Consider the following 14,293-nt stretch of genomic DNA (forward strand, 5'->3'; position numbering starts at 1 on the left):
TCATCAACCCCCCGCCATGCCGATACAATAGCGCCCCACCGAACGGGGAAGAGCAGGAGCCTCTATGTCAAAACAAAATGCGTTCAGCCGGGAAGATCTGCTTAAATGCAGTCGTGGCGAGTTGTTCGGCCCCGGTAACGCACAGTTGCCAGCCCCCAACATGCTGATGATCGATCGCATCACCCACATCAGCGAAACGGGCGGCCGCTTCGGCAAGGGCGAAATCGTTGCCGAACTGGATATTCATCCCGACCTGTGGTTTTTCGCCTGTCACTTCGAAGGCGACCCGGTAATGCCGGGCTGCCTGGGTCTCGACGCCATGTGGCAGCTGGTCGGTTTTCACCTTGGCTGGCTCGGCTTTGAAGGCCGCGGTCGCGCCCTGGGCTCGGGCGAAGTGAAGTTCTTCGGGCAGGTCCTGCCGACCGCGAAGAAAGTCACTTACACCATACATATCAAACGCACCATCAACCGCGCCCTGACTCTGGGCATCGCCGACGGCACCATGGCGGTTGACGGTCGCGAGATCTACTCCGCGGAAGGTCTGCGTGTGGGTCTGTTCACTTCTACTGATAGTTTCTGAGGATCATCACTATGCGTCGCGTCGTGATTACCGGTATGGGCATTGTCTCCTGCCTCGGCCAGGACCTGGAAAGCGTGGCTGCCAGCCTGAAAGAAGGCAAGTCAGGCATCACTCACAACCCCGAATACGCAGAAATGGGCCTGCGCAGCCATGTCTCCGGCAGCGTGAAGATTGACCTGGACGCCGCTATCGACCGTAAGGTCAAGCGCTTCATGGGCGATGCTGCGGCATTCGCCTATCTGTCCATGCAGCAGGCGATCGCCGATGCTGGCCTGACGGAAGAGCAGATCAGTAACCCGCGCACCGGCCTGATTGCCGGCAGCGGCGGCGCCTCGACCTTGAACCAGATGGAGTCGATCGACATTCTGCGTGACAAGGGCGTGAAGAAGATCGGGCCGTATCGTGTGCCGCGCACCATGGGCAGCACCGTTTCCGCCTGTCTGGCTACCCCGTTCAAGATCAAGGGCATCAACTACTCGATCTCCTCCGCCTGCGCCACCAGTGCCCATTGCATCGGCAGCGCCATGGAGCAGATCCAGCTGGGCAAACAGGACGTGGTCTTCGCTGGTGGTGGTGAAGAAGAGCACTGGAGCCAGTCCATGCTGTTCGACGCCATGGGCGCGCTGTCCACCCAGTACAACGACACCCCGGAAAAGGCCTCCCGCGCCTATGACGCCAAGCGTGACGGTTTCGTCATCGCCGGCGGCGGCGGCATGGTTGTGGTCGAAGAGCTGGAGCACGCGCTGGCGCGTGGTGCCAAGATCTACGCGGAAGTCGTCGGCTACGGCGCCACCTCCGACGGTTACGACATGGTCGCCCCCAGTGGTGAAGGCGCGGTACGCTGCATGCAGCAAGCCATGGCTACCGTTGAAGGCACCATCGACTACCTCAACACCCACGGCACCTCCACTCCGGTGGGCGACGTGGCCGAACTCAAGGCCATCCGTGAAGTGTTCGGTGACAAGTCCCCGAAGATCAGCTCGACCAAGAGCCTCTCGGGTCACTCGCTGGGTGCAGCCGGTGTGCAGGAAGCCATCTATTGCCTGCTGATGATGCGCGACAACTTCCTCGCCGCCTCGGCCAATATTGATGAGCTGGACGAAAACGCAGCCGATCTGCCGATCCTGCGCGAGCGCCTGGACCAGGCCGTCGACCTGATCATGTCCAACAGCTTCGGCTTCGGTGGCACCAACGCCACCCTGATCCTCAAGCGCTGGAACGGCGCCTGAGACTGATGGCGGGCAGAATCCTCTGCCCGCCCTTCCTACTTCTTCACAGCCCCGCCAACGGCTACCTCAGCCGGTGTCGCCCGGCGCGCCAGCAGCGCCATGGTGGCTGCCGCAACACCGCATACACTGATCATCCCGGTCATCGGTAACGCCGTTCCATTGTGCAATGCCCCCACCAGCGCCGAAACAATGCCGGCGATGGTGAACTGCAGAGTGCCCATCAGCGCAGAAGCGACGCCGGCCTGGTGTCCATGCCCGGCCAGCGCACAGGCCGAGGAATTGGGCAATACCAACGCCAGTAGCGCCATACACATGAACAGCGGCACCAGTAGCGGCCATAGAACGGGCGGTTCGAACAGCGCCACTGCTGACAGCGCCAGGGTGCTGCCCATGAACAGCAAGGTGGTGATCTTCAGCAGCTTGAGCGGAGTGCGTCGACGCAACAGACGGCTGTTGAATTGCGCCGATAACACGAAGCCGGCCGAGTTCATGCCGAAGAACCAGCCATAGTGCTGCACCGGCACGTCATACAGTTCGATAAAAACGAAGGGCGAACCGGCGATATAAGCGAACATCCCGGCCATGGCGATACCGCCAGTCAGTGCATGGAACATGAATTGCGGCTCCCTCAGCAGCCGGCCGTAGCGCCCCAGTGCACTGGATAGCCGGCTGGGCGGAATATGCTGCGGCAGGGTTTCCGGCAACCGAAAGAACACCAGAAAACCGAAGACGCCAGCGAACACCGCCAGAAACGCGAAAATCAACTGCCAGCCCCCGAACAGCATTAGCCAACCACCCGCCAGCGGGGCCAGAATAGGCGCGACGCCCATGACCAGCATCAGCTGCGAAAAGGCCCGCGCCGCCTCGATGGGCGTACAGATATCACGCACCACCGCCCGGTTGACCACCATACCGGCGCATCCGCCCAGCGCCTGGGCAAAACGGGCGATGATCAGCCACTCCAGGGTCGGTGCCAGAGCGCACCCGATAGAGGCCAGAGTAAACAGGCCGATACCGAACAACAGCGGCTTGCGGCGTCCAAAGCGATCCGCCAAAGGACCGTAGAAAAGCTGCCCCAACGCCAGCCCGATAAAATAGGCCGACAGGCTCAGCTGAACATGCTCGGAGTCGGTGGCGAAGAATTGCGCAATCGCGGGGAACGCAGGGAGATAAAGATCAATTGCCAGAGGCCCGAAGGCGCTCAGGCCACCCAGAATGAGTAGCAAGCGTAAGGTCATGTAGCGGTCCAGAATGCAGGGGCCGAACGGCTTGGGGCTCGGCGCAATCAGACATCATGCCAGATCGCGCCGAGACAGAAAAACCCCAAGGCCTGCTCGGGCATCGCGATAGTCGTCAGGGGGTGTCGAGTGTGACCCGGTCGAGCACGACCCGGTCAGGCGCGACCCGGTCGTTACATTTAATCTTCGTGCAAACGCACATTGAGTTGATCGACAATCGGCGCCCACTCGGCGTCTTCGCGCATTTCCTCCTTGAGAAACAGGGCCTGGGTCGGTGTCCAGAATGGTGCATCGATCAGTTTGATCTCAGGCGGCAGGGAATGGCTGGCAAAAAAGGCCTCGATATCCTCGGGGGTTGACGGCAAGCCAAGCTGGTCAAACAGATCCCCCAGATCCTTGTTCGGCAGTTCCATAGGTACCTCCTCTCATTGCTGCTCACTGTATTCATTAAAGCAGAAGTTGCGGCTTGAGCCCGGCCATTGTCTGTTCGGTTCAGTGTGCTGCGCGTGACCTGTTACCCCCAGGCAGGCACAATGGGTTCTTTTCTCCGGAGCACAGCCATGGCCGACCGCCCCACCCTTGACGATGAAACCCTGGCATTCGCCGAGCGCATGTTCGATCTGGCCCGCCACGGCGATGCCGCGCAATTGAAGACGATGCTCGAAGGCGGCCTGCCGGCCAACTTGCGCAACAGCAAGGGCGACAGCCTGTTGATGCTGGCGAGTTATAACGGCCAGCTTGACGCCGCCGAAGTGCTGCTCACCCATGGCAGCGACCCGGAGCTGGCCAATGACCGCTGCCAGACACCGCTGGCCGGCGTGCTGTTCAAGGGTGACATGGCCATGCTGGAGCTCCTGTTGACCCATGGCGCCGACGCCAACGGCTGCCCCAGGGCGGCAAGCCGCCGCTGATGTATGCCGCCATGTTCAACCGCACCGATATGCTGGAACGCTTGCTGCAGGCCGGTGCGGACCCACAGGCGACCGATGCCGATGGCAAGACCGCCCTGGATCTGGCCCAGGCCATGGGCGCTCGGGACGCCATTACTTTGCTCGAACGGTTCTGACGCAGCACTCCACCCGTCACTCCAGGCTTGAAGCCCAGGCGGCTGCGCGGGCAGAATACTGTATGCCCAACCAGCCAACAGCCCAGACCATCTCTGATCAACCGCCGCCGTTCTATTACCTGCACAACTTCCAGCAGGCGATGAACTGGGTGCGGCAGCGCTATGCCGATCTGCTCGATGATGAGGAACAGCGTTTTCTCAGCTGTTTCGATGCACTGCCCAAAGCATCGCAGGCACTGCTGGTCAGATTGATCATGCGCAAGGGCCCGCACTTTCGCCGCAGCCGCCTGAACTACCTGGAAATTGGCGATCTTGATATCGCCGCCGCGCCATTGCTGGAGCTCGGCTGGCTGAATGATCAACACCCTCTGGATGCGGCCGAACTGGGCGCTCTGCTGCGCAAGGACGAGGTCGCCGCCCTGCTACCGCCCGCAGCGGAGCTGCGCGCTCTGCGCAAACCCCAACTGGTGGAACGTCTGCAGGCCAGCGAACCCGAGGCCCGCTGCTTTCGCCAGTGGTGTCCGGACCACGCCGAGCGCCTGCTGACGCTGCAAGTCGGTGAGCTATGCGAACGCCTGCGGTTGATGTTCTTCGGCAACCTGTCCCAGGGCTGGGAGGAATTCGTGCTCGCCGAACTGGGCATCTTCCGCTACGAAAGCGTGAACATCACTCCCGAGTCCCGCGGCTTCTCCTGCCGCCAGGATATCGAGCTGTACCGGCACCTGCATCACTGCCGCAGCCAACTGGAGGCCGGCCTACCCTGTGCCGAGGTGCTGACGCTACTGGGTGAACCGCAATGCGACAATCCCTGGCTGCGCAGCCGCCACGCCCGGTTACTGTTCGCCCTGGCCCGTCAACTGGAACGGGAAGCGAACCTACCCCAGGCGCTGATGCTCTATGAGCGCAGCGGCTGGACCGGCGCGCGTCAGCGGCAGATTCGTATTCTGGAAAAACTGCAGCAGTATCAAGGAGCCTGGGAACTGGTGCAGGCCGCCATCACCGTGCCGGAGAACGAAGCCGAATTGCAGCTGGCCCTGCGCGCCCAACGCCGCCTGGCCCGCAAGCTCGCGCAACCACCTCACCCGGTGATCATCGATTCCGACACCCTGCGCATCGACCTGACGCTCCCCGGTCCGCATTCGCTGGGCGTCGAGACAGCCGTGCGCGAACATCTGCATGCCGACCAGGCGCCGGTGCATTACGTGGAGAACAGCCTGATCACCGGGCTGTTCGGCTTGCTCTGCTGGGACGCCATCTTCGCGCCCCTGCCCGGGGCCTTCTTCCACCCGTTCCAGAGCGCCCCGGCCGATCTGCACAGCCCCGACTTCCAGCAGCGCCGGCATGAGCTGTTTGCCGCCAGCCTGGCGCACCTGGACAGCGACACCTGGCAGCACCGCATCCGCCATACCTGGCACGCCAAACAGGGTATCCAGAGTCCCTTCGTCCACTGGCCAGTGCTCACCGAAACGCTGTTGGACCAGGCGCTGCACTGCCTGCCGCCAGCCCACCTGCGGACCTGGTTCCAGCGCATGCTGCAGGATATCCGCGCCAACCGCGCCGGCATGCCCGACCTGATCCAGTTCTGGCCCGAGCAACGCCGCTACCGGATGATTGAAGTGAAGGGTCCCGGTGACCGCCTGCAGGACAATCAGCGCCGCTGGCTGGAATTCTGCAACCGCCATGGCATGCCGGTTGCGGTCTGCCATGTGCAGTGGGCCAACCCATGAACTACCGCATCGCAGTGCGAGCGCTGTGCGAATTCACCGCGCGCGAAGGCGATCTGGATCTGCGTTTCACTCCGTCCCCCAGCGCCCAGGAAGGCATGGCCGGACACCGGACCGTGGTATCCCGACGCGGCCCGGCCTACCTGAGTGAAGTACCCCTGGCTGGCAGCTACGAGGGATTGCTGGTTACCGGCCGCGCCGACGGTTATGACCCGGCGCTCAACTTGTTGGAAGAGATCAAGACCCACCGCGGCGACGTCAAGCGCATCCCCCACAATCACCGGCTGCTGCACTGGGCCCAGGTCAAGGTCTACGGGTGGCTGTTGTGCGCCGAGTACGAGCTGGAGGAAATCGACCTGGCGGTGGTTTATTACAACGTGCTCAGCCAACAGGAAACGGTATTGCGCGAACGCTTCGGTGCCGACAGCCTGCGGGAATTCTTCGAGTTGCAGTGTCGCCGTTTTCTCGCCTGGGCCGAGCAGGAAACCGCCCACCGCGCCGCCCGGGATCAGAGCCTGACCCAGCTGCAGTTCCCCTGGCCGAGCTTTCGCCGCGGCCAGCGCCAGCTCGCCAATACAGTGTACCGGGCCGCCCGGGATGGCCAGACGCTGATGGCCCAGGCCACCACCGGCATCGGCAAGACCCTGGGCACCCTCTTTCCCCAGCTCAAGGCATTTCCCGAGCAGCAACTCGACCGGCTGTTCTTTCTCACCGCCAAAACACCAGGGCGCCAGTTGGCCCTGGATGCCCTGGCCAGCCTGCGCGTCCAGCAGCCGGACTTACCGCTACGGGTACTGGAGCATGTCGCTCGGGACAAGGCCTGCGAATATCCCGACCACGCCTGCCACGGCGAATCCTGCCCGCTCGCCCGGGGTTTCTACGACCGCCTGCCGGCGGCCCGGCAGGCCGCCTCGGAACGCCGCTGGCTGACCCGCCAGGCGGTGCGCGAGATCGCCCTGGCCCATGGCATCTGCCCCTACTACCTCAGCCAGGAACTGTGCCGCTGGACCGATATCGTGGTCGCTGACTACAACTACTACTTCGACATGACCGCCCTGCTCTACAGCCTGACGGTGGTGAACGACTGGCGGGTGACCCTGCTGGTAGACGAAGCCCATAACCTCATCGACCGCGCCCGCGGCATGTACACTGCGGAACTGGATCAGGGCAATTTCAACGCCCTGCGCAAAACCGCCCCCAGCGCCCTGAAAACACCGCTGGATCGAGTCAATCGCCACTGGAACCAGCTACACCGCGACCAGCAGGCCGAGTACCAGATCTACCCCGCCATCGCTGACCTGTTCATCCTCAGCCTGCAGAAAGCGGTCAGCGCCATCACCGACCATCTCAGCGACCAGCCCGAGGGCAACGATGCGGCGCTGCTGCGTTTCTATCTGGACGCCATGCTGTTCTGCCGGCTCGCCGAACAGCATGGGCCCCATTCCCTGTTCGATATCACCCGCCGCCAGCTGGGCCGGCGTGCGCTGTCGACCCTCTGCCTGCGTAATATCGTCCCGGCGCCTTTCCTGCGCGACCGCTTCACCGTTGCGCACAGCAGCACGCTGTTCTCGGCCACCCTGAGCCCACAGCACTACCACGCCGATCTACTGGGCCTGCCGGCAGATACCCAGTGGCTGGAAGTGGAATCACCGTTCACCGCCGAACAGTTGCAAGTGCGTTTTGTCGGTAACCTGTCGACCCGCTATCAGCACCGCGCCGACAGCCTGCGACCGATCGCACAGCTGATCGCTAGGCAGTTTCGTGAGCGCCCAGGTAACTATCTGGCCTTTTTCAGCAGCTACGCCTATCTGCAGCAGGTGCTGGACGTCATGCGCGCAATGGCGCCGGAGATACCGGTGCGGGAACAGTCACGGCAAATGGACGAAGCGCAGCGCGAAGCCTTTCTCGAGGGGTTCACCGATGACACCCGCTGCATCGGCTTCGCCGTGCTCGGTGGCGCTTTCAGCGAAGGTATCGATCTGCCGGGCAAACGGCTGGTCGGCGCCTTTGTCGCCACCCTGGGGTTGCCCCAGGTCAATCCGGTGACCGAAGAAGTGAAAAGCCGCATGCAGACGATGTTCGGCAAGGGCTATGACTACGCCTATCTGTATCCGGGATTGCAGAAAGTGGTGCAGGCGGCCGGTCGGGTGATCCGCACCACCGAGGACCAGGGCGTGGTCTGGCTGCTGGATGATCGCTTCGGCCAACTGGCAGTACGACAGTTACTGCCGCGCTGGTGGCAACTGGAGCGTCACCGTCTGGAACTCCAGCCCGAACCCGGCACGATTCAGCCGCTGTTTCCCGGGTAGGAAGGGCTTTCCAAGGCCCCTCCCACAGCCAGCCTAAACAAGCCAGCACTCAACCTGCAGCCTTGCTTACCGCTGGACCTGAACCCTCACCACCTTGTTGTACTGACGATGGGCAAACTCGCCGGTGACCTCGCCCTGTTCATCCATCAGCGGAAACACGTAGCGCGGCGTCATTATCACTTCGTAATCATGGCTCCCCGCAGGCCGCACTTCGACTTCGAGAAAGCCATAGTGCTTGCCGCCGTCGATCAACTGGTTGCCGTTCCAGATTTCCGGCGCATCGCCGTGGGCACTCCAATGGGTCTCCTGGGCCTCTGTGGGCAACTGATCGAAGGGCACATAGTCGGTAGTCGGCGCATAACCCGGGCCACGCAGACCGTCCCCGGCAAAGCCCACATCCCAGTAATGCACGCCATCCAGCTGCACGTATTCGAGCAGTTCGTCATGCCCGGCGAGCACTGCGGTCACCCCGTAGCGCTCGAACAGCTCATGATAGATGCGCATCGGCTGGCCGGACTGGTTGTCCTCGTTGTTCGGAATGCCGGCGCTGCCCGATGGCAGACTGTGTACCCCGGTACCGAAAGGCATATGGTGGAACTGCACAAAAATCACCTGGCCTTTAGCCTGGGCATCAGCCAGTTCGCTCACCGCCCAGTTCCACTGCTCACTGCCGCGGTTGAAGTCCGGCACCCGCGATTGCACACCATCAATGGCCAGGTTGGTGTCCTTGAGCGGATCGCTGTCATCGCCATTGGACGAGTCGAGGGTGATCAGGGTGACCGGGCCGTAGTCCACGCGATAGTAGCGTTTCTCGTAGCGCTCATCGGTGCCGTAGTTGCGTGGCAACTCCCAGTAGCTGTTCCACTTGTCGTAGGAGCGCATTACCGCTGGCGGTGTGTAGGAGCCGCCTTCGGGATGCCAATAGTTTTCATGGTTGCCCAGTGCCGGGAAGATCGGTGTGCTGGAAGCGAAGTCGCTCCACTCACCCGCGGCATGGCGCCAGAACTCATCCCAGTCCAGCTGGCGACCGCCCTTCTCCACCAGATCCCCGGCAATCGCCCAGAAATCCGGCTGACGTTCCATCGCATACTGGATATTGGCGCGGTAGCCGGTGGTCTGGTCGACCGGGTACAGGCGGTCGTAGGTGGCGGGATCGGTCTCCAACTTATCACCACCGATCATCAGGGCGCTGGCGCCCCAGGCCACGTTTTTCTCGGTGGACTCTGGCTCGGTTTCCATGTCGGACATGGCCAGGAAGCGGATGCTCGCGCGTTCGCCCACAGCCGGTGCGGTGGTGAACTGCGCTTCCATCAGGGTTTCGCTGCCCGGTTGCCGAACCTGGTATTCATAGGTGGTCGCTGCACTGAGGCCCTCTACCCGCACCACGTGCCGGTACGGCAACGCCGGCGCCTGCCCTGCCGCCACGTCGGCATGAATACCGCCGAAATTACGCTCGCCATGGATGTATTCGACCTCGCTGTCGCCATAGCCCAAGGCCTCGACCAGCTCCGGTTCGGAGGTGAAACTACCAACTCCATCGACTACCAGCTCGCCGGCCACGTCGGTATCAGTGAACCAGATGACGCTGATCGCGGTATCGGTCGGGTTCTGCAAGTAAGGCAGCACCCGTACGCGGGTATCCGGCGCAGTCTCCCCCGGCGCCGGTGCGGCATTGTCATTGGAGGAGCTGGAACCATCCAGGCAGCCTGCCAGCCACAGGCTGGATGCGGCGACGATCAAACTCGCCATAGCAGTCTTCTTCATGCACTTGTTCTCGGTAGGATTGTGATGACGCGCCAGCATGGCAGCGCCGCGTGTCATCCCTGTTGCACTTCCGAGAAGATTTGACGCCCGATCAAGACCAGGCACGCAAAGCGATCAATCCCGCTGGGTGATCACCACCGCCGTTCATTGAGCGCATTGAACAGGATCGCCAGGGAAAACAGCACCGACTCCAGGTCGCTGTTGATATAGGCGTTGGGGTAGAGCGCCGAAACTGCCGGAACTAATCCGTCTCGTCAACGACAGAAATAAGGTCTGCCCTCGTTTAGTTCACCGGCGACCGGCTTGTCGATTATCCGCCTGGAGGTTCAGCATGCCCTATTGGGAAACCCTCACCGACCGCTCACTCTGGCTGCAATTGGGAATTCTGGTTACCGTCACCCTTGCCACCTACCTGCTGCTGTCTATCGCACTGCGGGTGGTGAGTCGGCAGTTGGAGCAGCGTGACAAAGGAACCCAATCCCGGGTGTTCTATTTCGCCTCGGAGCTGTTGCGCTCGACCAGCAAGCTGCTGATCTTCGCCTTCGCGCTGATGATCGGGCTGAAGACCGTCGAGCTGGCGCCCCGCTGGGAATCGGCGATGTCCCATGGCTGGTTCATCGCCCTGGCCTTTCAGATCGCACTCTGGCTTGATCACGCTGTCAAGCTCTGGACCGACAGCCTGACCCGCGACGGCAAGGCGCGCAACCCGGTGACCACTACCCTGCTGGGCATCATCATGCGCATAGTGATCTGGACCATGATGCTGCTGTCGATCCTCGCCAATCTGGGTGTCGACATCACCGCCATGATCGCCAGTCTCGGGGTTGGCGGTATAGCCATCGCCCTGGCCGTGCAAACGCTGCTCAGTGACATGTTCGCCTCCATGTCCATCGGTATCGACAAGCCCTTCGAGATCGGCGACTTCGTGGTCTTCGGTGAAGTGGCCGGCACCATTGAGCATATAGGCCTTAAAACCACCCGTATCCGCGCCCTGAGTGGCGAGCAGATCGTGATCGCCAATGCCGACCTGCTCAGTCAGATCGTGCACAACTACAAGCGGATGAATACCCGGCGGATCGTATTCACCTTCGGCATCAGCTACCACACCCCGGCGAACCAGGTACGCGAGGTCGGGGCGCAGATCAAACGCATCATTGATAGCACCGAGAAGACCAAATTCGACCGCGCGCACTTCTTTGCCTTCAACGAAAGCCAGCTGACATTCGAGGTGGTGCATATCGTCCAGACTGCTGACTACAATCAGTACATGGATATTCAGCAAGAGATCAATCTGCAATTGTTGCAAGCGCTGCGCGACATGGACGTGGAGTTCGCTTTCCCCATCCGTCGCGTAGAATTCATCGGTGGCGACCTGCCCGAAGTCAAGGTCGCCGGCATGCCCGACAAAGCCGCTTCAGCCAATACCCCGCCTTATGGCGGCGTATCCTGACGGTAGACTCGACGACAACCGCAGGATCGTGCAGGATGTGCGCGATCCCGTTTAATGGAGATACCATGAGCACTTTCCGCACGCTGCTGCTGCCTGCCACACTGGCAGCCACCCTGCTGTTTGCTGGCTGCGCCAGCACCACCTCGTCCACGTCCCCGGATGCCCTCACCGCTCACGCCTGGGCGCTGGTCGAAGCAACCGACGCCGACGGCCGTCTCGACACAGACCTCACCGGTGGTAGTCGCGCACCCATCGAACTGAGCTTCCAGCCCGACCGTATCGGCGTGAGCAATGCCTGCAATGGCATGGGCGGGAACTACACACTCAAGGGCGACACCCTGGAAGTAGGTATGCTGATGCAGACCATGATGGCTTGCGAACCACCGTTGATGGCCCGCGAAAATGCCATCAAGCAACGCCTGGAAAAGCCGTTGCAAGTGCAGCTGAGCGATGCCGGCACGCGGCTGACCCTGCGCAACGGTGCCGGAATCATGACCTTTCAACCCGCGGCCGATCATTCCGCCCATTGAACATACCGGGCAGGCCAACACGGCCTGCCCGACCACTCATCCACCCGCCTGAACTCCCCGCACGCCCTCCCATCACAGTAATGAACGGCAACTCAATGGCTGATTCATCATCTGTGGAGGACCCATGATCAGATTGCGCAATCTCACTTACGGCCTGCTGGCAGTCGGCGCCGTGACGGCCCTGTACCGTAAATACGCCGATACCTCACAATCGGCCCCCGTCCGTTTCATCGACGCAGCCATGCTCCAGGGGCTGGCCGAAATAGAGGCGGCACGCCTGGCGCTGGAGAGAACCGGCAACGACAAGGTCAAGGAGTTCGCCCGCCAGATGATCGAGGATCACACCGCGATCAATCGTGAACTTGAGCAACTGGGCAACAGCCGCGGCTATCCTGTCGCCGGCACGGACAGTCTCGCCCCAAAAGCCCGCGACACCTTGCTGAATCTCAGATCTGTCCAGTCCTTTGACCAGGCTTATGCCGAACATCAGATTACCGCACACCGCAAGGCGATCGACCTGTACCGGCGCGGCACCCGGCTCGATGACTTCGACATCAGCAACTTCGCCAGGGCAACCCAGAGCAAGATGGAGCATCACCTGGCCATGACCGAGCAACTGGCCGATGAGCTGAGCGCAGGTATGGCTCCGGCCACGGCAGCCGATGCCGCGGCGACTGCAGAAGTCGACTCTGGCCTGAGCAGCGGCAGCCCGCAGCAGAATCGCGGCGACGCCGCCAATCCCCATCACTGACACCCAGGGGGCACCCATGGCAACAACACCGAAAACCCCGGTCAGCCTGGCCGTCTATCTCACCTTCCCCGGCAACTGCCGGGAAGCTCTGCAGTTCTATGCCCGGGAGCTGGGCGGCACCCTGGGCGAAATTCACAGCCACCGCGATGCGCCGGAAGGCACCGGAGTGCCCGAAGATTGGCTGGATCAGGTCATGCATGGCGAGGTCACCGTGGCCAATCAGGTGATCATGGGCTCTGACGCACCGCCGGGTACCTATCAGCAGGCCCAGGGCGTGTTTGTCCAGCTGTACTACGATGATGTGCTGACCGCCGAGCAGGCCTACAACCGGCTGTCCGATGGCGGCACCACCCGTATGCCCTTTGGGCCCAGCTTCTGGGCCAAGGGCTTCGGCATGCTCACCGATCGTTTCGGCATCGGCTGGATCATCACCAGTCGTTACATCGAGTCGGCCGACTGGAAATAACCCGGCGGGCGCGGGCTCATACCCTGCGCACCGTGGCGAGCAGGCCGGCGGCAACGCCGAACATGACGCCAAAACTGCGATTGAGCAGGCGCTGCTGCTGCGGTGAATTCAGCAACCGCAGCGCCTTGGCGGCCAACCCGGTATACCCGGCCATGACGACCAGATCCACCGCCACCATGGTCACTGCCATGATCAGGTACTGCATCAGCATCGGTCGCCCCGGATCGAGGAACTGCGGCAGCACTGCCAGGATGAAGATGATCGCCTTGGGGTTGCTGAAATTGATCACAAAGCCACGCAGCACCAGGCTCAGCGGCCTGCCGATGGGACGATGCTCCAGGGTCATTGTCTGCGCCGGCGCCCGCCACTGCCGGATGGCCAGGTACAACAGATAGAGCACCCCGAACCACTTGATCAGCGCAAACGCCAGGGCCGACGTCGCCAGTAACGCGCCCACCCCCGCAGCGACAATCACGATCTGCAGTACCAACGCCAGCTGCAGCCCCAGCGCGTTCCAATAGCCCCGGGCAAACCCGTAGTTCATGCCGCTGGCCATGGAAGCCACCGCCCGCGCGGCGACAGGCTGATCAGCCAGCACGCCACGAAGAAGGCCAGCCAGGTTTCAATGCTCATGAAATTGTCTCGATTCGATGCAAGCGATGAGCGATTCTAGCAAGCGCAACCCATCTGCCGTAAGCGAAAAACCAAAACTGGATAAAAAACCAGTATACTGTCGACCGCCGCGCGGCATGCAGCGCCGCAGGCCCAACGAATCACATTCAAGCCAGGGGTAAAAAATGGCCGTTGAAGTAGTCTATCGAAGCAGCAGAGACCCGGAGCGCCTGTTCATGGATAAAGCCGAAGCCGACCGTCACGACAAAATGCTGGAACTGGCCGAGCTGCTGAGTGACGTCCTGCGCCAGGCCGTACCGTCGATCAACGAAGCGCAAGCGGAAGAAGCCGGCATCTACATGGCCAGACACCGCGATCTGTTTGCCAAAGCCTTCAAGAACTCACCCGATGTGCTGGCGACCTTGCTGGAAGAAGAGCCAGCATAACAAGCTGAAACGGGGGGCCGTCTTGACAGTGCGAAGAGGGCTGCTATAGCTTGACGACACCAATAGCCGCCTCGGAACCTTTGTGAATAACAACCTCGTAACACGCCGTTTCTTGCCTTCTACCCAAT

General features: G+C 61.8%; 12 protein-coding genes and 2 pseudogenes. 10 read left to right on the top strand and 4 right to left on the bottom strand.

Annotated elements, in window-relative coordinates:
* The first annotated feature begins 64 nt into the window (after nucleotides 1-64).
* Nucleotides 65-580: a 3-hydroxyacyl-[acyl-carrier-protein] dehydratase FabA gene (gene fabA, locus QAO71_RS09375; protein ID WP_036989562.1), complete on the top strand. Its 516-nt coding sequence runs from the start codon at nucleotides 65-67 to the stop codon at nucleotides 578-580.
* An 11-nt stretch (nucleotides 581-591) separates the two neighbouring features.
* Complete coding sequence (gene fabB / locus QAO71_RS09380) at nucleotides 592-1,809, top strand: beta-ketoacyl-ACP synthase I (protein WP_036989561.1); 1,218 nt, start codon at nucleotides 592-594, stop codon at nucleotides 1,807-1,809.
* 35 nt (nucleotides 1,810-1,844) lie between these two features.
* Here fabB and QAO71_RS09385 read toward each other — a convergent pair whose 3' ends face one another.
* Nucleotides 1,845-3,047, bottom strand: coding sequence for a Bcr/CflA family multidrug efflux MFS transporter (locus tag QAO71_RS09385; protein ID WP_036989560.1), 1,203 nt, complete (start codon nucleotides 3,045-3,047; stop codon nucleotides 1,845-1,847).
* A gap of 179 nt (nucleotides 3,048-3,226) precedes the next feature.
* A complete protein-coding gene (locus QAO71_RS09390; protein WP_136869558.1) occupies nucleotides 3,227-3,460 on the bottom strand; it encodes a DUF2789 domain-containing protein in 234 nt (77 codons plus the stop codon).
* A gap of 147 nt (nucleotides 3,461-3,607) precedes the next feature.
* Between QAO71_RS09390 and QAO71_RS09395 the strand changes: the two are divergent.
* The 3 genes and pseudogenes from QAO71_RS09395 (at nucleotide 3,608) to QAO71_RS09405 (ending at nucleotide 8,146) form a co-directional block, all read left to right on the top strand.
* A pseudogene (locus tag QAO71_RS09395) lies at nucleotides 3,608-4,113 on the top strand (ankyrin repeat domain-containing protein).
* A 62-nt stretch (nucleotides 4,114-4,175) separates the two neighbouring features.
* Entirely contained in the window at nucleotides 4,176-5,840 is a 1,665-nt protein-coding gene (locus QAO71_RS09400) for a VRR-NUC domain-containing protein (protein WP_136869560.1), read from the top strand.
* Nucleotides 5,837-8,146: an ATP-dependent DNA helicase gene (locus tag QAO71_RS09405; protein WP_280164227.1), complete on the top strand. Its 2,310-nt coding sequence runs from the start codon at nucleotides 5,837-5,839 to the stop codon at nucleotides 8,144-8,146. Before QAO71_RS09400 ends, QAO71_RS09405 begins: the two co-directional genes overlap by 4 nt.
* A 66-nt stretch (nucleotides 8,147-8,212) precedes the next feature.
* Here the strand turns inward: QAO71_RS09405 and QAO71_RS09410 are convergent, their stop codons facing one another.
* A complete protein-coding gene (locus tag QAO71_RS09410) occupies nucleotides 8,213-9,910 on the bottom strand; it encodes a metallophosphoesterase family protein (protein ID WP_280164228.1) in 1,698 nt (565 codons plus the stop codon).
* A gap of 331 nt (nucleotides 9,911-10,241) precedes the next feature.
* Here QAO71_RS09410 and QAO71_RS09415 point away from each other — a divergent pair, with 331 nt between their 5' ends.
* From QAO71_RS09415 to QAO71_RS09430, 4 genes are all read left to right on the top strand, one after another.
* Nucleotides 10,242-11,360, top strand: a complete 1,119-nt coding sequence (locus tag QAO71_RS09415; protein WP_136869563.1) for a mechanosensitive ion channel family protein — start codon at nucleotides 10,242-10,244, stop codon at nucleotides 11,358-11,360.
* A 65-nt stretch (nucleotides 11,361-11,425) separates the two neighbouring features.
* On the top strand, nucleotides 11,426-11,890 hold the full coding sequence (locus tag QAO71_RS09420; RefSeq protein ID WP_169304606.1) for an META domain-containing protein: 465 nt from the start codon (nucleotides 11,426-11,428) through the stop codon (nucleotides 11,888-11,890).
* A 124-nt stretch (nucleotides 11,891-12,014) separates the two neighbouring features.
* Nucleotides 12,015-12,641, top strand: coding sequence for a DUF4142 domain-containing protein (locus QAO71_RS09425; RefSeq protein WP_136869565.1), 627 nt, complete (start codon nucleotides 12,015-12,017; stop codon nucleotides 12,639-12,641).
* Between the two features lie 16 nt (nucleotides 12,642-12,657).
* The gene (locus QAO71_RS09430) at nucleotides 12,658-13,107 is read left to right on the top strand and encodes a VOC family protein (RefSeq protein ID WP_136869566.1); all 450 of its coding nucleotides are present in this window, start codon (nucleotides 12,658-12,660) and stop codon (nucleotides 13,105-13,107) included.
* Nucleotides 13,108-13,123: 16 nt separating this feature from the next.
* Here the strand turns inward: QAO71_RS09430 and QAO71_RS09435 are convergent.
* A pseudogene (locus tag QAO71_RS09435) lies at nucleotides 13,124-13,740 on the bottom strand (LysE family transporter).
* A gap of 164 nt (nucleotides 13,741-13,904) precedes the next feature.
* On the opposite strand from QAO71_RS09435, the gene QAO71_RS09440 reads away from it, so the two are divergent.
* The gene (locus QAO71_RS09440) at nucleotides 13,905-14,165 is read left to right on the top strand and encodes a YebG family protein (RefSeq protein ID WP_136869567.1); all 261 of its coding nucleotides are present in this window, start codon (nucleotides 13,905-13,907) and stop codon (nucleotides 14,163-14,165) included.
* Nucleotides 14,166-14,293 lie beyond the last annotated feature (128 nt).

The organism is Halopseudomonas sp. SMJS2 (genome assembly GCF_029866945.1).
GTDB classification, from domain to species: Bacteria; Pseudomonadota; Gammaproteobacteria; order Pseudomonadales; family Pseudomonadaceae; genus Halopseudomonas; species Halopseudomonas bauzanensis.

Coding starts and splice junctions, on each gene's coding strand:
- fabA (WP_036989562.1), top strand. CDS start 65: ATGTCAAAACAAAATGCGTTCAGCCGGGAAGATCTGCTTAAATGCAGT.
- fabB (WP_036989561.1), top strand. CDS start 592: ATGCGTCGCGTCGTGATTACCGGTATGGGCATTGTCTCCTGCCTCGGC.
- QAO71_RS09385 (WP_036989560.1), bottom strand. CDS start 3,047: ATGACCTTACGCTTGCTACTCATTCTGGGTGGCCTGAGCGCCTTCGGG.
- QAO71_RS09390 (WP_136869558.1), bottom strand. CDS start 3,460: ATGGAACTGCCGAACAAGGATCTGGGGGATCTGTTTGACCAGCTTGGC.
- QAO71_RS09400 (WP_136869560.1), top strand. CDS start 4,176: ATGCCCAACCAGCCAACAGCCCAGACCATCTCTGATCAACCGCCGCCG.
- QAO71_RS09405 (WP_280164227.1), top strand. CDS start 5,837: ATGAACTACCGCATCGCAGTGCGAGCGCTGTGCGAATTCACCGCGCGC.
- QAO71_RS09410 (WP_280164228.1), bottom strand. CDS start 9,910: ATGAAGAAGACTGCTATGGCGAGTTTGATCGTCGCCGCATCCAGCCTG.
- QAO71_RS09415 (WP_136869563.1), top strand. CDS start 10,242: ATGCCCTATTGGGAAACCCTCACCGACCGCTCACTCTGGCTGCAATTG.
- QAO71_RS09420 (WP_169304606.1), top strand. CDS start 11,426: ATGAGCACTTTCCGCACGCTGCTGCTGCCTGCCACACTGGCAGCCACC.
- QAO71_RS09425 (WP_136869565.1), top strand. CDS start 12,015: ATGATCAGATTGCGCAATCTCACTTACGGCCTGCTGGCAGTCGGCGCC.
- QAO71_RS09430 (WP_136869566.1), top strand. CDS start 12,658: ATGGCAACAACACCGAAAACCCCGGTCAGCCTGGCCGTCTATCTCACC.
- QAO71_RS09440 (WP_136869567.1), top strand. CDS start 13,905: ATGGCCGTTGAAGTAGTCTATCGAAGCAGCAGAGACCCGGAGCGCCTG.